Source organism: Phocaeicola coprocola DSM 17136 (assembly GCF_000154845.1).
Lineage (GTDB): Bacteria > Bacteroidota > Bacteroidia > Bacteroidales > Bacteroidaceae > Phocaeicola > Phocaeicola coprocola.
This window is the reverse complement of record NZ_DS981493.1, coordinates 39020-58828: the sequence shown is the minus strand read 5'-3', so window position 1 is coordinate 58828 and position 19809 is coordinate 39020. Positions and strand designations below refer to the sequence as shown.

12 protein-coding genes and 1 pseudogene are annotated in these 19809 nt (G+C 43.1%); 3 read left to right on the top strand and 10 right to left on the bottom strand.

Features of this window, described 5'->3' with window-relative positions:
* Positions 1-8: 8 nt before the first annotated feature.
* The gene (locus tag BACCOP_RS13495; RefSeq protein WP_007570036.1) at positions 9-998 is read right to left on the bottom strand and encodes a hypothetical protein; all 990 of its coding nucleotides are present in this window, start codon (positions 996-998) and stop codon (positions 9-11) included.
* Positions 999-1258: 260 nt separating this feature from the next.
* Here BACCOP_RS13495 and BACCOP_RS13490 point away from each other — a divergent pair, with 260 nt between their 5' ends.
* The 3 genes and pseudogenes from BACCOP_RS13490 to BACCOP_RS13480 all read left to right on the top strand — a co-directional run bounded on the left by BACCOP_RS13490 (position 1259) and on the right by BACCOP_RS13480 (position 4185).
* A complete protein-coding gene (locus tag BACCOP_RS13490; protein ID WP_007570034.1) occupies positions 1259-1825 on the top strand; it encodes a flavodoxin in 567 nt (188 codons plus the stop codon).
* Positions 1826-1827: 2 nt separating this feature from the next.
* Positions 1828-2349 (top strand): acyltransferase, encoded by a 522-nt coding sequence (locus BACCOP_RS13485; RefSeq protein ID WP_007570032.1) that lies wholly within the window; start codon positions 1828-1830, stop codon positions 2347-2349.
* Between the two features lie 369 nt (positions 2350-2718).
* Positions 2719-4185, top strand: a pseudogene (locus tag BACCOP_RS13480) (sulfatase).
* A gap of 338 nt (positions 4186-4523) precedes the next feature.
* Here BACCOP_RS13480 and BACCOP_RS13475 read toward each other — a convergent pair.
* The 9 genes from BACCOP_RS13475 to gltB form a co-directional block, all read right to left on the bottom strand.
* Entirely contained in the window at positions 4524-6713 is a 2190-nt protein-coding gene (locus tag BACCOP_RS13475; protein WP_007570024.1) for a glutamine synthetase III family protein, read from the bottom strand.
* Positions 6714-6764: 51 nt separating this feature from the next.
* On the bottom strand, positions 6765-8027 hold the full coding sequence (locus BACCOP_RS13470; protein WP_007570023.1) for an ammonium transporter: 1263 nt from the start codon (positions 8025-8027) through the stop codon (positions 6765-6767).
* A gap of 43 nt (positions 8028-8070) precedes the next feature.
* On the bottom strand, positions 8071-8427 hold the full coding sequence (locus tag BACCOP_RS13465) for a P-II family nitrogen regulator (protein ID WP_007570022.1): 357 nt from the start codon (positions 8425-8427) through the stop codon (positions 8071-8073).
* Between the two features lie 89 nt (positions 8428-8516).
* On the bottom strand, positions 8517-9236 hold the full coding sequence (locus tag BACCOP_RS13460) for a hypothetical protein (protein WP_007570021.1): 720 nt from the start codon (positions 9234-9236) through the stop codon (positions 8517-8519).
* Positions 9237-9810: 574 nt separating this feature from the next.
* Positions 9811-11040, bottom strand: coding sequence for an LL-diaminopimelate aminotransferase (locus tag BACCOP_RS13455; RefSeq protein WP_007570019.1), 1230 nt, complete (start codon positions 11038-11040; stop codon positions 9811-9813).
* A gap of 9 nt (positions 11041-11049) precedes the next feature.
* Positions 11050-11850 carry a diaminopimelate epimerase gene (gene dapF, locus BACCOP_RS13450; RefSeq protein WP_007570018.1) on the bottom strand — a complete coding sequence of 267 codons (801 nt, stop codon included), beginning with the start codon at positions 11848-11850 and terminating at the stop codon, positions 11050-11052.
* 45 nt (positions 11851-11895) lie between these two features.
* A complete protein-coding gene (gene asnB / locus BACCOP_RS13445; protein WP_007570017.1) occupies positions 11896-13590 on the bottom strand; it encodes an asparagine synthase B in 1695 nt (564 codons plus the stop codon).
* Positions 13591-13614: 24 nt separating this feature from the next.
* A complete protein-coding gene (locus BACCOP_RS13440; RefSeq protein ID WP_007570015.1) occupies positions 13615-14967 on the bottom strand; it encodes a glutamate synthase subunit beta in 1353 nt (450 codons plus the stop codon).
* A 24-nt stretch (positions 14968-14991) separates the two neighbouring features.
* On the bottom strand, positions 14992-19533 hold the full coding sequence (gene gltB / locus BACCOP_RS13435; protein ID WP_040312092.1) for a glutamate synthase large subunit: 4542 nt from the start codon (positions 19531-19533) through the stop codon (positions 14992-14994).
* Between the last annotated feature and the right edge of the window lie 276 nt (positions 19534-19809).

Genomic DNA, 19809 nt, shown 5'->3' with positions numbered 1-19809 from the left:
TGTGTGATTCAGTCGATGACTGGCAGTTGTGATTCCTGCATGCTGCTTGCCATCTCTAAAGCAAAATCCAGTTGGAACCTGATTCCGTAATAATCCAGCACCTCACGTCCATCCATGGAATCGTCTGTAGAGAAGTAAAGCTGCCACTTGTCTGTCCTCCCGTCCATCGGATACCAGACGGCTAAGGAAACATACCTTTTGAGAGCTTTTGCATATACCCTCAATCCGTATAGCTTTCCTTTGTTCACCTCGTATTCCTTGCACCGGGTCAAATCCAGATTGGCAAAGTCAATCCTGCCGTCAAACCACTTGGGATGACCACGTTTTCCTGTTTTCTGCTCCAATGTCGGATAGTACAGGATTACGTCATTCCGAAAGCGGCTGATGACATGGAAATCGTTCTCACACATAGGTGTTATGAATGTTTCCTTGGAAAAGAATGCGTCTGCAACCACCGTTCTGGACAGGCTCTGTAGCTTGTCTTTTCTACAGATAAGATAGCTGCTGTACCAGTCAACGAGGCTCTTGTCCATATTATCCAAGGTCTTACAATCCGGCGTCTGAATGGAACCTAAAGTCATGCATTCATGATTGTCGATGTCAATGACACCGATGCCCATGATTTCCAGTCCACGCTTGTATTCTCCTGCACAACCAGACCAGAAGTAACCTATCCAAGGTGTCTTCTTGCCTGATTTGGGAATATAGGAAGGATCGATGGCGATGGCTTTTCTTTTGCCTGTGAGATGCTTGCTGATGATAGAGCCGTTGAACGCAAACCAGTCGAAAGTTTCATGCTCAAAAAGGTTACGATAAGTCTGTTCTGAGAAACAGCCATATCTGCCCAATTGGAGGAAGTTTATACGATCCGGGATGGCCATGAATAATTTCATGGTGTCCATGAACGTTTTTTCAAAAGGTTTTTGTATATTCGCTACTGATTTGAGAGCCGACAGGCACTCGGATTGGTATTGCATAAGGAGTGTTTCTTTAGTCATAATCAGAAGAGTTGAGAGACTTCTAATTTACTAAAAAACCAGCGAATTATGCAATACTTTTTTACCTTTATTATCAGCAGGTTAGCACATTTTTTTCAGCACATTTCTTCATGCTTAACCATTCGTTTTAGACAACATTTCAATGACCTCTTTAGTGTTTCCGAACCGACTTTTGCCGGTTTTATTGTTTAACTTTTAATTTTTCGGTAAAAATTTACCGAAGTATTGATTAGATAGTCAAACAATAATCAAAACAAGTCATGAAAAGTATAGTATTAACACTTTTGGGAATTATCAGCTTTAGTTTCTCGTTAGGAGCACAGAAACAAAGTGTAAACAGTGATGTGCAGTCAGGCAAAAAAATTTTAGTGGCCTATTTCTCATGTACGGGAACAACTGAAAAGGTTGCAAATGCCATTGTTGAAGTGACAGGTGGAAAACCCTATAAAATAACTCCTGCTGATCCTTATACCTCAGCCGATCTTAATTGGAAGGATAAGAATAGTCGAAGTTCTAGAGAAATGTCAGATGAACAATCGCGTCCTGTATTGAGTGGAGATGTTCTTAATGTGAAAGATTATGATATTGTATTTCTGGGTTATCCTATATGGTGGAATTTATGTCCGCGTCCGATTAATACATTTATTGAGAAATATGATTTCTCTGGTAAGACCATCATTCCTTTTGCTACTTCGGGAAGTAGTTCGATAACCAATAGCATAAAGTATCTCAAGAAACTTTATCCTCAGATAAAATGGGGAGAGGGTAAATTGTTGAATAACGGAACTGGACAGGCTAAAGACTGGGCAAAACAGATAATTAAGTAAATATGGAAGAATTAAGAATTGACTGCTTACATCAAACAGCTGAAGAGTTAGATAAAGCGAAAGTATTGAAACAGCATATTTTTCGTCTGAATCATACGATGCCAGACACGGAAGAATACTATGAATTATTACATAAGGTTTTTCCAAATCTGGGAGAAAATTGTCGTATCGAAATACCTTTTGCTGGTGTCAGAACTGGTAATGTGAAATTCGGGCGTAATGTGATTATCATGCCTGGCTGTCTGATGATGTCAGCAGGAGGAATAACAATTGATGATGATGTTCAGATTGCTGCTAATGTTCAGCTTATATCCAATAACCATGATTTGAAATACCGTCATATAATAACCTGTAAACCGATACATATTTGTAGAGGAGCATGGATTGGAGCTGGGGCAACTATTCTTCCGGGTGTTACAGTAGGAGAAAATGCTGTAGTTGGAGCGGCTAGCGTTGTTACCCATGATGTTGAATCGAATACTATAGTTGCAGGAAATCCAGCAAAGTTGCTTCGACGGATCTGACCTTCTGTTATTGTAATGTAAAATTTATTTTGAACTGATTTTGAGCCCTGTAACAAAGTTGTTGCGGGGCTTTATTATGAAAATCTGTCGTCGTGTTTCTAAAAATAACAGCAAGAGTTGTATTGGTTATATATAAAGCGATGATGTTGCGGCAGAAGGATATTTTAAAAGGACAGTCTGATTTTAATGAATATTATGAGGAGTGTCTGTACAAGTTGACAGATTTAGATTACTTTTGTACACGAAACTAAATTATACTTGTTAAAACATTATTTCCTATGAAAAAACACCTTATTCCATTTATTGCATGCAGTTCGTTTATTCCGGTATCTATTTATTCACAAATATCTCAGCATCCTAACATTAATTATGTTTCTGGTTGATGATATGGGGTGGCAGGACACTTCTGTTCCTTTTTATAATAACGAACTCACGTCACTGAATAAACGATTTATTACACCCAATATGGAACGAATGGCACAAATGGGTGTCCGTTTTACGGATGCATATGCATGTGCGATTTCTTCACCTACGCGATGTAGTCTGATGTCGGGAATGAATGCGTCACGGCATAGAGTAACAAACTGGACATTGGAACTCGATCAGAAGACCGATGCAAAGAGTGATGTAATTGATCTTCCTGAATAGAATTATAATGGTATTCAGCCTGCATCAGAGGAAAAGGAAATAAATAATTCTACGGCTATTACTTCACTTCCTCAAGTGCTCAAGGAAAACGGATACAGAACTATCCATTGTGGAAAAGCTCATTTTGGTGCAAGAACTACACCGGGAGCAGACCCTATAAATATGGGTTTTGATGTAAATATAGCAGGAGGAGCAAACGGTGCTCCGGGAAGTTATCTGGGGACAAAAAATTTTGGTGAGGGATCCCGCTTTGCAGTGCAAGGACTGGAAAAGTATTACGGACAAGATATATTCATTACCGAGGCACTGACAAGAGAAGCTATAACAGAAATGGAAAAGTCTGTGAAAATGGATAAACCTTTTTATCTGTATATGTCGCACTATGCAGTTCATACTCCGTATGACGATGATAAGCGTTTCAGTCAGAAATATCGTGGGCGTTACGATGAGCAACTCAAGACTGGACTGAATGAGAATGAAGCCAGATATGCGGCATTGGTAGAGGGCATGGATAAGAGCCTGGGAGATATTCTGGATTATTTGCAGAAGAATCCGGAAGTTGCTCAGAATACGATTTTACTGTTTATGTCCGACAATGGAGGACAGGGATTGAATAATGTCCGTCAGGGAGTAGCAAACAGAGACCAGAATTACCCTGCACGCGGTGGAAAAGGATCTGCATTTATGGGAGGAGTTCGTGAACCTATGATGGTGTACTGGCCGGGAGTTACCAAGCCAAATACTGAATGCAGCCAGCGAGTTATTATCGAAGACTTTTATCCTACAATACTCGATATGGCAGGAGTAAAGAAATATACCACTCATCAGGTTATAGACGGTGTGAGTTTTGCAGATGTGCTTAAATCTCCGGAAAAAACAAAAGACAGAGTATTGATATGGCATTTCCCTAACTTATGGGGCGAATCTCAGAATAAAGAAGAAGGATACGGTGCTTATTCTGCTATTTTGAAAGGAGACTATCACCTCATTTATACATGGGAAACACGCCAGATTCGGTTGTATAATGTGAAGAAGGATATAAGCGAGCAGAATGATCTGTCACAAACCATGCCTGATAAAGTAAAGGAACTGACTGCTGAACTGTCTGATTATTTGAGGGAAAGAGATGCACAAAGACCGTCGTTAAAGGCAACGGGAGAAGTGATTCCATTCCCGGATGAGCAATAACTGTGTATATTGGCTTAATATCGTTTGGAAAGATCTCTCTATTGCAGGTGTTTGTCATATTAGGATACAAGACTGAAATAGAGAGATTTTTTCATATAAAGGATTTAACTTGTAAGAGTTTTAGGACTGTTAAGTTCAGTATCGGCTCTTCAATCTGTCTGAATGGAATTTACTCAGCTATGCTTGGAGCTGTGTTTGGTGAGAAATATGATAGTTTCTCGTATCTCAGGAAATATGTTTTTTAAGAGGCTGAAAAATGATAAAGCCGAACTGTTTTCCCAACAGCCCGACTTCCATCAAACATCCAATAAAAAAATTAGAGTTCGTTTTTGGTTATTTTATCTTATGAATAACAGCTCTCTATATTTAGGTAGTGTCCACATCTGGTCATCGACAATTAATTCCAGTTTATCGATGTGGTAACGAATCTGTTCCAGCATTGGTGAAATATTGTCGTGGTAAGCGATTGCTTTTTCACGCTCATCGGCAATTTTGTTTGCTACTTTGCGAGCTTCTACCATTGCATCTACATGCTCTTTAATGTAAATGGTATGTTCGGAAATCTTACGGATAATTGCCAGATTTTCCGATGATAGATGTTCAGCTTCTTCGGCAGGGAACAGTCCTTTCATTTTATAAACGTTATCCAGCAGTTTGGTCTGATATTCAGTAGCGATAGGTACGATGTGGTTCATGACCAGATCGCCCAATACACGTGCTTCTATCTGGATTTTCTTCGTGTAAGTTTCCCATTTTACCTCATTACGAGCTTCCAGCTCTTTCTGAGTCATGACTCCGGTTGATTCAAACATCTTGATGCTTTCCGGAGTAAGGTAACGGTCGAAGATAAGCGGGCAGCTGGTTTCACAATCCAGTCCGCGGCGGGCTGCTTCTTCTTTCCATTCGTCGCTGTATCCGTTACCGTCGAAGCGGATAGGCTTGCATAGTTTGATGTATTTGCGGATAACCTGAATGATAGCAGAAACTTTCGGCTCTCCTTTTTCCATGAGTTCATCTACGTCTTTCTTGAATTCGATGAGCTGTTCAGCCACCGCAGTATTCAGGGCGATCATTGCACTGGCACAGTTGGCCTCCGAACCTACAGCACGGAACTCGAATCTGTTTCCGGTGAAGGCGAAAGGAGAGGTACGGTTACGGTCTGTATTGTCAATCAGCAATTCCGGAATCTGTGGAATATCGAGTTTCATACCATGCTTTCCGCCCAGTGAAATCAGTTCGTCGGTAGAACTGTCTTCCATATGATCCAGAACCTTACTCAACTGTCTTCCAAGGAATGAAGAAATAATTGCGGGGGGTGCTTCGTTGGCTCCCAGACGGTGAGCGTTGGTTGCACTCATGATAGATGCTTTTAGCAGACCGTTGTGGCGGTATACAGCCATCAGGGTGTTGACTACGAATGTGATAAAGCGCAGGTTTTCTTCAGCTGTTTTTCCCGGAGCCATCAGCAGGATACCGGTATCTGTTCCCAGTGACCAGTTGTTGTGCTTACCCGAACCGTTTACTCCTTTGAATGGTTTTTCGTGCAACAAGACACGGAACCCGTGTGTACGTGCCACTTTTCTCATAAGCGACATGATAAGCATGTTATGGTCTACTGCCAGGTTACATTCTTCGAATATCGGAGCAAGTTCAAACTGGTTAGGTGCTACCTCATTGTGACGTGTCTTGACCGGAATACCCAATTCCAAAGCCTGAATTTCCAGATCTTTCATGAAAGCAGCTACACGGGTAGGGATAGCGCCGAAATAATGGTCTTCCAGCTGCTGGTTTTTAGATGCCTCGTGTCCCATCAGAGTACGACCCGTCAGAAGCAAGTCTGGACGTGCTGCATACAGACCTTCGTCCACAAGGAAGTATTCCTGTTCCCATCCCAGGTAAGCAACTACTTTCTTGACATCCGGGTTGAAATAATGGCAGACATCTACGGCAGCCTTGTTGACTGCTCTCAGTGCTTTCAGCAACGGAGTTTTATAGTCGAGTGATTCTCCGGTGTATGCAATGAATACGGTAGGAATACACAATGTATCATCCACAACAAATACTGGTGATGAAGGATCCCATGCACTGTACCCACGTGCTTCGAATGTATTTCGGATACCTCCGTTAGGGAATGAAGAGGCGTCCGGTTCTTGCTGAACAAGTAATTTTCCTGAAAATTCTTCCATCATGCCGCCTTTGCCGTCGTGTTCCACGAAAGCATCGTGCTTTTCGGCAGTACCTTCTGTCAATGGCTGAAACCAGTGAGTATAGTGTGTAGCTCCCAGTTCCATAGCCCATCTTTTCATACCTTCTGCTACTTTGTCGGCGATGTCGCGGTCGAGTGCAACACCGTTATCCATGGCATCTACCAGCTTGCTGTAAACAGGAGTAGGCAGATACTTGAACATCTTTTCGCGGTTGAAAACATACTTTGCGAAGTATTCGCTTGGTCGTTCTGACGGAGCCGTTACTTCTAAAGGTTTTGTCTGGAAAGCTTTTTCTACAACTCTAAATCTTAACTTTGACATAATACCTTGATTTTAATTAATTTATTAATAAGATGTTTGATTTATTCATTTTTAATGACTGTAAGCTGATTCTCCATGTTCGTAGATATCGAGTCCTTCTTCTTCTACTCTTTTATCTACACGGATACCAACCAGACGGTCAGTTATTTTAAATAATATATAGGTCATTACAGCACTGAATACGATTGATATGACTGTTGCTATGATTTGTATCCACAACTGATGCCAGTCACCGTACAAGGCTCCTTTTACTCCGCCTTCTCCGGAGATGAACTGAGTGGCAAATACACCGGTAAGAATGGATCCTACTATACCTCCGATGCCATGTACTCCGAAAGCATCCAGTGTGTCATCATATTTGAATCTGGGTTTGATGACTGCTACCATGTAGAAACAGATAAGCGGGGTAATTAAGCCGATAAAGAAAGCTCCGATGATATCTACAGTTCCGGCTGCCGGAGTGATTGCTACCAGACCTGATACAGCACCGGTACATGCCCCTACGGTTGTCGGCTTTTTATTGTGTATCCAGTCGACTGCCATCCATGTAAGTGCTGCTACGCAAGTGGCCAGATGGGTAACAAGGAATGCGTTAGCTGCTATACCGTCGGCATTCAGTCCACTTCCAGCATTGAATCCGAACCATCCCAGCCATAGAAAAGCTGTTCCTAGGAATACAAATGTGATGTTGTGTGGAGTCATAGGGTGTCCAATCTTGTAGTCGCTTCTTTTTCCTGCCATAATGGCCATGACAAGAGCTGAAATACCTGCGTTGATGTGTACTACCGTTCCTCCTGCAAAATCTATTGCACCCATCTGCTGGAGAAATCCTCCTCCCCATACCCAATGTGCCATAGGTATATATACCAGTATGCTCCATAATACGGTGAACAGCAGGAAGCCCGAAAATTTAATGCGCTCGGCAAAAGCTCCTAAAATAAGGGCAGGGGTGATAATTGCGAACATGCACTGGAACAGGACAAATATCAGTTCCGGAATGTTACCGGCGGAAAGACTACCTGTTGTAATGCCATTTAGCAGAACTTTGTCGAATCCTCCTATCAGGAATCCCCAGCGACTGCCGCTTTCCATCAGATCTGTTCCAAAAACAAAACTGTAACCAAAGGCGATCCATATGATAGTGACGGCACATACGATAAGCATACATTGCATAATAATGCTTAGTACATTTTTCTGTCGAACCAATCCTCCGTAAAATAAAGCAATACCGGGAATTGTCATTAACAGTACGAGCAAGGTGGCAACAATCATCCATGCTGTGTTTCCTGTGTCGAGTATAATGTTTGTATCCATAATTATTCTTGTTTAGTTTTGTATTTTGTATCGTTTCGTTTGTTTATTTCTCCTGTTCTGCATTGTATAATGCTATGTCACCACGCTCTCCGGTTCGGATCCGGATAGAATCTTCTACAGGGATGATAAAAATACGTCCGTCTCCGATTTCTCCCGTGCGGGCAGCTTGCATGACAGCTTGTACTGTCTTTTCTACATTCTTATCGCGTACGACAATTGATATAAGTATTCTTTCTATCGAACTGGTGTCGTATACGATTCCTCGGTAAATGCGACCTTCGCGTGTCTTACCTACTCCTCTTACATCGTAGTAAGAGAACCATTCGATATCAGCTGCCAATAAAGCTTCTTTGACATCTTCAAACCGTGTTCTGCGAATAATTGCCTCAATTTTTTTCATAAGCGTTGTATTTGTATTTTGTAATGTATAAACGTTATCCTGTCTTTTTAACCTTAATATCAAAACTATACCTAAATTTTCTCTCTCTCTTAGAAATTAATGCCAAATACAAAGTAAGCTCCTTCTGTTGCCGGATTCCATATGGCTTTAGCCGATACCGGTAATGAATACGATTCTGTTATATCTAGTGTTTTTGTTGCTGCCAGACTTATATTTGCTATTTCAAAGCCATTAGCTCCAAAGTCATCGCTTCCGGATTTGTTGTAGAAGCTTGTAGCCCATGGAGTAGCTCCCACTTCAGCGCACCAGTTCAAACCTCCCAGCTTGAAAGGAGCGGCTAGGGAAAAATAAGATGAATAAGCTCGTTCTCCTTTCTTGTTAAGTCCGTCATTTCCGGCAAAGTTGGTGTACCAGTTGACTGCTATGAAGTCGAAATCATATCCTATTTGTGCTTCGAACACATGCGATGTATTTCTTGCGCCATAGTGGAAATAACCGGCTCCTCCGTCAAACCAATAATCTGTGATTGAAGCGCTAAAGCCTTTAATGCTATATCCTACTGTCAAATCGAACTCTTTGGTATCATCTTTATCAAATCCTACCGTTCCCCATCCTGATAACCATATTCCTTTGTAGCTGATGGAAGCGGAGGGCTGAATACTGATATTTCCCAAGTCCTGTCCTCGCCAAATATATCCACTGACGATGTCGGCTCCGATATCAGCTTCGATATGTTCTTGTGCCGATAAGGCTGCAGGTAGCATTGCTATTATTGCTGCTGCTAGTTTGTGTTGAATCGTTGTTTTCATTGCTTTTGCTTTTTAAATTAGTGTATTTGTATCTATTTGTATTGTGTTTTGTTTATTTTGTGTTTAAATTATATATAATATTTTGTATTTGTTTCTTTTTGTTTTTCTGTATTGCAAAATTATATCTTTTTGCTTTTGTGTGGAACATTGAAGGAGCAAATTGTTTCTTATAAAATCATATATGTTTTATTTTGAAACTAAAATCTTGTATTGTATTTTAAATTGAAACTTAAATTGTTTTATATATGATAAATTGATACAAATATCGTTCTTTATGAATCTTTTTGTATTCGATTTGGATGAAGAGATAACTTAACATTGCTTTTTTCCAGGTATAGATAACTTATTGTTTACAAATAACGTCAGCAGAGGGCATATAATTTTTGTACAAAAATTTTAGAAACATCGAGAAGTTTCTTGTAAAATATCAGCATATTTTTTTAAAACATCAGCATATTTTCGGAGAGAGGTGAGTATACTATTTATAAGCAGGTTTATAGCCATAAAAAAGGCCGTCGTTACCACTTGATAAACAAGAAGTAATCGACGGCCTCCCTTTTTATTTTATTATATTTTATATCCAGTTCTGTAAGCGCTGCATGGCTTCCTGACATTCTTCACGTTGTCCGAAGGCTGTGAGGCGTAAATAGCCTTCACCGCTGGGACCGAAACCAACTCCCGGAGTACTTACGATGTTTACCTCGTATAGTAACTGGTCGAAGAATTTCCATGAAGTCATACCTTCCGGAACTTTCAGCCAGATATATGGAGCATTTATACCTCCGTAAACACTGAATCCTGCTTTTTTCAGACCTTCGCGCATGATACGGGCATTCTCCATGTAATAGTTTATAGTTTCTTTTATCTGTTTCTGCCCGTCGGGGGTATAGATTGCTTCTGCGCCGCGCTGGGTAATGTAGCTTGTTCCATTGAATTTTGTACATTGACGGCGGTTCCATAGCGGATTAAGCGGAATACGCTGTCCGTCCAGGCTGGCTGCTGTTACCTCTTTGGGGATGACAGTATACCCGCAACGTACACCGGTGAATCCAGCTGTTTTCGAGAAACTGCGGATTTCGATTGCCACCTTTTTGGCTCCTCGTATTTCGTAGATGGAGTGGGGCACGTTAGGCTCCTGAATGAAGGCTTCGTATGCTGCATCGAAGATAATCAGTGTATCATTCGAGAGTGCATAATCTACCCATTTCTTTAACTGTTCGTGGGTTAGAGTAGTGCCTGTCGGATTGTTAGGATAGCACAGATATATCAGGTCGACTCTGTGCTTAGGCAGCTCGGGTATGAAATTGTTTTCTTCTGTGCATGGAAGGTAAGTTACATTACTCCATTTTCCGTTTTCATCCAGTGTTCCTGAACGTCCGCACATGATGTTACTGTCTACATAAACAGGATATACCGGATCAGTAATTCCCATGCTGTTGTCCCAGCGAAGCAGTTCACCAATGTTGCCGGTATCACTTTTGGCTCCATCGCTGATGAATATTTCCGATGGGCTGAGGCTGATGCCACGTGAGGCAAAATCATGTTTGATAATTGCTTCTATCAGAAAGTCGTATCCTTGTTCCGGTCCGTATCCGCGGAAAGTCTTGGCGTTTGCCATTTCATCTACGGCACGGTGCATGGCTTCTATGCAGACGGGAGGAAGTGGGCGCGTGACGTCACCTATTCCCAAGCGAATTAAATTTTTTCCAGGATGAGTAACTTTAAATGCATTGACTTTTTTAGCAATGTCCGAGAATAAGTAGCTTCCCGGCAGCTTCAGAAAATGTTCGTTTACTAATGCCATAATGTATAATTATATTTCTATTTTACCATCAAATACTTTAGTAGCAGGTCCTGTCATATAAATATGATTATCGCCTGCCCATTCTATTTCAAGTGTTCCTCCATCCATTACGATGGAACTTTTTCTGCCACATCGGTCTGTAAAAGCTGAGGCTACAGCTGTGGCGCATGCTCCTGTACCGCATGCCTGAGTGATTCCAGAGCCTCGTTCCCATACTCTCATCCGGACTTTGCTGTCGGTAAGAACCTGAACAAATTCTACATTTACCCGGTCGGGGAACAAAGGATGATGTTCTAGGGCAGGACCTACTTCTTCCAGCTTTATTTTGTTAATCTCGTCAACAAAGATTACCAGATGGGGGTTACCCATTGATACGGCGATGCCTTTGGAGGCGATATAACCTTCACCCAAAGCTACTTCGTGAATATCTGTCGGAATACCCATATCGACCGTTACGCTTTCTACCGTGTTTTTATCGTTGAGGTGCAGGTGTAAAATTTTGATGCCCGACAATGTTTCGAGCTGGATGTCTGTCTTGTTGGTAAGACCTTCTTCGTATAAATATTTGCCGATGCAACGGCTGGCGTTTCCGCACATGCGAGCTTCGGAGCCGTCGGCATTGAATATACGCATTTTAAAGTCGGCCTGATCTGAAGGGCAGATAAGAACCAGTCCGTCGGAACCAATACCTGTATGGTAGCGGCTCCATTCGACTGACAGTTCTTCCGGATTATCTATCGGATAGCGCAGGGTGTTGACATAAATATAGTCATTTCCTGCGCCATGCATTTTTGTAAATTCAATTTCCATATCAGTTTATTGTTGGTTGAATGGCAATGCAGTATTATTGCTTTTTTAGTAAGCAGCCTCGTGTACTCCGGCTACTGCGCGGCCACTCGGATCGTTCAGGTTTTTGAAACTTGCGTCCCATGCCAGTGCTTCGGCTGTAGAACATGCGACACTTGGTACACTCGGTACGCTTTTGGCTGCCGACGCACTGGGGAAGTGTTCTTCGAAAATACAACGGTAGTAATATTCTTCTTTGTTCTGTGGCGGATTGATCGGGAAACGTTCTGCTGCATGTTGCATTTCCTCGTCGCTGACAGCGGCTGCTGTAATTGCTTTCAGGGTGTCAATCCACGAATATCCCACTCCGTCGGAGAACTGCTCTTTCTGTCGCCATGCTACACTCTCTGGCAGAAGAGAAGCAAAGGCATCACGTACGATACGTTTTTCGATGGTATGTCCCGGACACATTTTTACAGCCGGGTTCAGGCGCATGGCTACATCCAGAAACTCTTTGTCGAGGAACGGCACACGACCTTCTACACCCCATGCAGAAAGTGATTTGTTGGCACGCAGGCAGTCGTACAAGTGGAGTTTGGAGAGCTTGCGGACAGTTTCTTCGTGGAAGGCTTCCGCTGTAGGGGCTTTATGGAAGTAAAGGTAACCTCCGAATACTTCATCGGCTCCTTCACCACTTAGTACCATTTTGATACCCATCGACTTGATGACTCGAGCCAGCAGATACATCGGAGTAGAGGCACGGACGGTTGTCACGTCGTATGTTTCGATGTAATATATAACGTCGCGTATGGCATCCAGACCCTCCTGAATCGTATAATTGATCTCATGATGTACAGTACCGATATGTTCGGCTACCAGCCGGGCTTTTTCCAGATCGGGAGCACCTTTCAGACCTACGGCAAAGGAGTGCAGCTGAGGCCACCAGGCAGGAGCTTTCCCATCAGTTTCGATACGTTTGTCGGCGTAAATCTTTGCTATGGCGGAAATAACCGAAGAGTCCAGTCCGCCTGACAAAAGCACTCCATAAGGAACATCGCTCATCAGCTGACGGCGTACGGCTGCTTCGAGAGCTGTACGCACCTCGTTTACCTGAGTGGTATATGCTTCTGATTCGGGTAATGAAGTATAACGGTCTTTTACGGCCTGATATTCCATCCAGTCACGTTTGTACCATCGCTCCATTTTACCTTCTCTGCTCCAGTAATAGTGTCCGGGAAGGAACGGTTCATACTCCTCGCAGAATCCTTCCAGAGCTTTCAGTTCACTGGCACAGTATACGGTTCCGTCTGCATCATGTCCTATATATAAAGGTATAACGCCTATCGGGTCACGGGCTATCAGAAATTCATCACGCTCTTCGTCATAGAGGGCAAATGCAAAAATGCCGCTTAAGTCTTCCAGAAAGTGTATGCCTTTTTCCTGATAAAGTGCCAGAATCACTTCGCAGTCACTGCCTGTCTGAAAATTATATTTGCCGGCATACTGCGCACGTATGTCGCGGTGATTATAAATTTCGCCGTTTACGGCAAGTACTTTTTTTCCGTCGCTTGAATAGAGGGGTTGCCCTCCTGATTGCGGATCGACAATGGAAAGACGCTCGTGTGCCAGTATGGCGCTTCCACCGCAGTAAATGCCACTCCAGTCCGGACCGCGGTGGCGTATCTTTTTCGCCATCGACAAGGCTTTCTGCCTGAGTTCCGGCGTTTGCTGTTTGATATTGAAAATGCAGGCTATTCCACACATAATGTTTCTGTTTTAAAATGTTCTTTAATGGCTGCCCTTTTGCAGCATAGCATCAATTTCAGCGGCTGCCCGGCGTCCTGCTGCTATACATTTTACTACCAGGCTCGGACCTGTAGCAGCATCTCCGGCTACTACCGCGTTTTGAGGAAGCTCGGGTAATTGTGGCTTGAGGAATCCCATGGCAAGCAATACTAAATCTGCTTCTATGATTTCTTTTTTGCCAGTAGGACGCATTTGAGGGCGTCCGCCGTCTGCTGCGGGAATCCATTCCACCTCTTCAACTTCTACGCCGCATACACGTCCGTCTTCAGTTCCCAGAAAACGGTTTGAAGTAAGACTCCAACGGCGTGTACATCCTTCCTCATGACTTGAACTGGTCTTCAGAACTACGGGCCATTGTGGCCAGGGGGTTGCGGGATTATGACCAACAGGAGGTTTAGGCATGATTTCTATCTGGCATACACTGATAGCTCCCTGACGATTGGCTGTTCCGATACAATCGCTTCCTGTATCACCTCCTCCGATTACGAGAACTTTCTTGTTCTTTGCCGTGATACGTTCTTCGTCGCTGAATGTCTGTCCGGCTAGAACTCTGTTTTGCTGTGCCAGTATTTCCATGGCAAAATGAATGCCGCGAAGTTCACGTCCGGGGATGTTCAAGTTGCGTGCCTCTGGTGTTCCTGTACAGATAGCGTATGCGTCAAATCCTTCGGGTAAATGTTCCAAGTCGATTGTTGAGTTTGTCTTGAAGCAAATACCTTCGTCTTCCATAATCTTCAGTCGGCGGTCGATTACTGGTTTATGCAGTTTAAAGTTCGGTATGCCGAAACGTAATAAACCTCCTATATATTCGTCTTTTTCGAATACTGTAACCTGATATCCCCGACGGTTTAATTGATTGGCAGCAGCCAGTCCGGCAGGTCCGGAGCCGATGACAGCAACTTTTAATCCGTTTCTTTTGTATTGTTTTGCTGTAATATATCCTTCCCTGAATGCTGCTTCGATGATAGCAGCTTCGTCTTCTCGGATAGTAACCGGTGAGTCAATACTCAGCTTGAGCACACATGACTTCTCGCATAGTGCGGGGCAGACCCTTCCGGTAAACTCCGGAAAATCGTTTGTACGGGTTAATATTTCATAAGCTTCACGCCATTTACCATTACTTAATGCGTCCTGAAATTCGGGAGGACGGTTGCCCAGCGGGCATGCCCAGTGACAGAAAGGTACACCGCAGTCCATGCAGCGTGATGCCTGCAACTTGCGTTCGCTTGAGTTCAGTGTTTGTTCTACTTCTCCAAAGTCAGAGATGCGTTCGTGGATGGGGCGATAGCCTGCCTCCTGGCGAGGTATATTTAGAAATGCTTTAGGATTTCCCATGTCAATAGTTTTATTAGTTGTTCTTTAGTAATCTCTTTGTACTTCTGCTATTTTCTGCTGAAGCTTTTTCATTTGTTCTTCTGCCAGTACGCGCTTGTATTCGATAGGAGTGACTTGAATAAACTCGTCTACATGTTGCTGCCAGCTATCGAGCAGTGTACGTGCTAACTTGGAACCTGTATATTTCCAGTGAGATTCTATCAGTTCGCGAAGTTCTTTACGTGCAGCAGAGTCTTCCAACAGGCTGAGTTCCACCATTTCCATATTGCAGAAATAATCGAATGTGCGTTCCGGATCCCATACATATGCGATACCGCCACTCATTCCGGCAGCGAAATTTCGTCCGGTATGTCCTAAGACAACAACTCGTCCGCCTGTCATATACTCGCAGCAGTGGTCTCCTACGCCTTCTACTACAGCAATGGCTCCTGAGTTTCTGACAGCAAAGCGCTCACCTACACATCCGTTTATATATACTTCTCCGGTTGTAGCTCCATACATTAGGGTGTTGCCGGCAATTGTATTTTTTGAAGCATCAAAGCAAGATCCCATTGGAGGAAGTACAGCTATACGTCCGCCGCTTAAACCTTTACCGACATAATCGTTTGCTTCACCTTCCAGACGGAAACTGATACCCCGTGTAAGGAATGCGCCGAAACTCTGACCTGCGGAGCCTTTGAATTTGACATTAATAGTTCCATCGGGTAGTCCTTTGTGTCCATATCTGGTGGCAACTTCTCCAGCAAGCATAGTTCCTACTGAACGGTCTGTATTCGAAATGGTATATTCCAATTCTACTTGTTTCCCTTTTTCCAGCGCTTCGTGTGCCGCAGCAATGATTGATCGGTCTTTTACCTCAGAAAGATCGGTAGGATGGTCGGCCGTATGGTGGATATCTGTTCCGTTATCTACCTGATGGAGAATACGGCTGAAGTCTAATCCTCCTATTTTTCCAGCATTATCATGCGGAATAATCTCGATAAGGTCTGTTCTGCCAATAATGTCTTCCAGACGCGTGAAACCCATATCAGCCAGATACTCTCGTACTTCCTGAGCAAGGAATTCGAAGTAATTGATCAGGTAGCGATAGTGTCCGCGGAAATGTTCACGCAATTTTTCGTCTTGGGTAGCGACTCCTACCGGACATAAGTTGGTGTGGCATTTACGCATCATTACACATCCCAACACAATCAGAGCAGCTGTACCAAAAGCGTATTCATCGGCTCCCAGCAATGCCATGCTGATGATGTCACGACCCGTTTTCAATTGTCCGTCTGTTTGCAGGCGAACTTGTCCGCGCAGTCCGTTAAGTACGAGTGTTTGCTGTGTTTCACTCAATCCTATTTCAGGTGGAATACCTGCATATCTCATCGAAGAAGCTGGTGATGCGCCTGTTCCTCCTTCTGCTCCAGAGATAACAATTAAATCAGCTTTGGCTTTCGCTACTCCGGCTGCAATTGTTCCTACACCGCTTTCTGCTACCAGTTTCACGCTGATGGTTGCACGTGGATTTACATTTTTCAGATCGAAAATAAGTTGTGCCAAATCTTCGATACTGTAAATGTCATGATGAGGTGGAGGAGAAATGAGGGAAATGCCAGGGATGGAGTGACGTGTACGTGCTATCACTTCATTGACCTTGAATCCTGGTAACTGACCGCCTTCTCCCGGTTTTGCTCCCTGGGCTACTTTGATTTGGATTTCTTCTGCATTGACCAGATATTCAGTTGTGACTCCAAAGCGTCCTGAAGCAATCTGTTTGGTCTTACTGCATAAACTGATGTCTTCATTGTCACTGTCGGAATGATATACGGCGCTGAATCGTGCACTGTCTTCTCCACCTTCTCCGGTATTGCTTCGTGCACCCAGTTTGTTCATGGCAAGCGCCATGGCTTCATGAGCTTCTTTACTGATGGCGCCGAATGACATTGCACCGGTTACGAAATGTCTGACAATGTTTTCTACCGGTTCGACAGAGTTTATGTCTATCGGATTACTCCGGAAACTGAAAAAGTCGCGAAGGAATACTGGAGCTGACTTCTCGTTTGCTTTTTGTGTGAACTCCTTAAACTTCTTGTAGCTTCCGGTACGAGTGGCCAGTTGTAGCAAACTAATGGTATCAGGGTTCCATGCATGTATTTCACCATCCTTGCGGAAAGAGAATTGTCCGATATTATCGAGCATTGCTTCTGCTTCATCATCGGTGATGGAAACTCCAGCGGTGTGGAATTTCAGATAATCGTTTGCAATGTCTTTCAGACCGGCTCCGCCGATAGTAGAAATACAAGTACCGAAGTATCTTTTCATCATTTCCGAATTCAATCCTACAGCTTCAAAAAGTTTTGCGCCACGATATGATCGGATGGTGCTGATACCCATCTTGCTCATTACCTTATATAGTCCTTTACACAAGGCCTTTATATAGTTCTTTTCGGCTGTATTGTAATCCAGTTGTACGTCGCCTCTCTTTACTAATCCGTCTATTACCGCAAATGCCATATACGGACAGATTGCACTTGCGCCGTAACCCAATAATAGGGCAGCGTGCATTACTTCGCGTGCTTCACCACTTTCAACTATCAGAGCAGTCTGTACACGTTTTTGTACTGATATCAGATGATGGTGTACGGCACTTACAGCAAGTAAGGAGGGAACTGGTGCGTGGCTCTCGTCTATATCCCGATCTGAAAGTACAATGTAATTAGCTCCTCCATCGACTGCTTCTTCTGCTTTCTTACATAGGTTGTCAATAGCGGCACGCAATCCGTCTTCTCCAGTTTGGGCGTCAAAGACCATTTTTAGCTTTACAGTACTGAAGCCCTTGTATCTGATGTTGCACAATATATCAAGTTGTGTATTTGTCAGTATCGGATGAGGCAGACGTACCATCTTACAATGCAGGGCATCTGGGGTAAGAATGTTCTTTCCTACCGCACCAATGTATTCAGTCAGTGACATTACCAGTTCTTCACGAATTGGATCAATCGCTGGATTGGTAACTTGGGCGAACTGCTGTCTGAAATAGTTGAAAAGCAGCTGAGGCTTTTCTGATAAGACGGCAAGCGGGGTGTCATTTCCCATTGAAGCTGTTGGTTCAGCCCCTGTTTTACACATTGGAGTCAGCGTTCTTTCTACATCTTCACGTGTGAATCCGAAAATACGCAACCGGCGTCCGGCATCTTTTACTGCATTTTCTACTTTACGACCGCTCCGCAATGTATCGAGCTCGATACGGTTGGCAGAAAGCCATTCAGAGTAAGGTAGGGCAGAAGCCAGGTTTTCTTTTACTTCATTGTCATAATATATTTTTCCCTCTTGTGTGTCGACAAGTAGAATCTTACCGGGCTGCAACCTTCCTTTTGCTTCAATCTCGTCGGGATTGAAACTGATTGTTCCTGTTTCGCTTGCCACAACCATTGTGCCACTCTTGGTAACCAGCCAGCGTGCCGGACGGAGTCCGTTACGGTCGAGCATACCTCCGGCATAGCGGCCGTCGCTGAAAAGCAAGGCGGCTGGTCCGTCCCATGGTTCCATTAAGATGGAATGATACTCGTAAAAAGCCTTTAATGCAGGGCTGATAGGGTTTTTGTCATTCGTCGATTCTGGAACCATCATGGCAAGTGCATGAGGTAAACTTAATCCTGACATGACAAAAAATTCCAGTACGTTATCCATTGAAGCACTGTCGCTCATGCCTGGTTGTATGATGGGGCGTATTTGTGAAATATCTCCTAGTGCTTCCGATGACAATACGCTTTCTCTGGCTTCCATCCATGCACGGTTTCCCCGGATCGTATTTATCTCACCATTGTGTGCCATCATACGGAATGGTTGTGCCAAGCTCCATGTAGGGAAAGTATTGGTACTGAAACGTGAATGTACCAAGGCTAGGGCACTGGTAAAATAGGGTTGTGTCAGATCGGCATAATACTCTCGCAACTGAGTGGAAGTAAGCATACCTTTGTATACCATGTTCCGGCTGGAGAGTGATACTATATAGAAGTCTTTGTGTTCGATTCTGTTCTCTATCTTTTTCCTTATTATATATAGTTTCTTTTCAAGAAATTGTTCGTCTGCCTCTGCCGTAATAAATATTTGTTTTACATCAGGCTCTGTTGCAAGAGCATCTTTTCCGAGCACATTTGAATTGACAGGAACACTTCGTACGTGCATGAGCGTCATACTTTCGCGTTCTATTTCTTCAATCATTATGCTCATGATAGCTTGTTGAGCCTCTTTATCTTTGGGCATAAAGACTAGTCCGGTTCCATATTTCCCTTTTTCGGGCACAGGGATTCCTTGTAGCAGAATGAATTCATGAGGTATCTGGACCATAATTCCAGCTCCATCCCCCGTTTTATTATCTGCTCCTTCAGCACCGCGATGCTTCATGTTTTCCAATACTCTTAGGGCAGAGTCTATCAAATCGTGCGATTTTGTACCATGTAGGTTGACTATCATACCTACACCACAAGCATCATGTTCATTGGCCGGGCTATATAGTCCGCATTGATGTTGCGATATATTTACGCTGCTATTTGATAAAATGTAACCTTTTTCTTTCATTTGCTTTCTTATTTTGTTTTTATATCCGTTTGTTATTTCTTTGTGTTTGCAAAAATATATATATGCTTTCAAAAAACAAATAAAGATGAAAGAGAGTTTTGATAAAATATATTTTTCTATTACAGTTTCTTATATATGCATTAATTATTGCTATTAAAAATAACAATATATTACTTTATTGTCGTAAAATGTTTTAATTTGATTATTTTGCTTACAGGAAAGTATTTTTTACAACATCCCTTATAAAGTAAGTTTTAAGTTATACAATGATATACT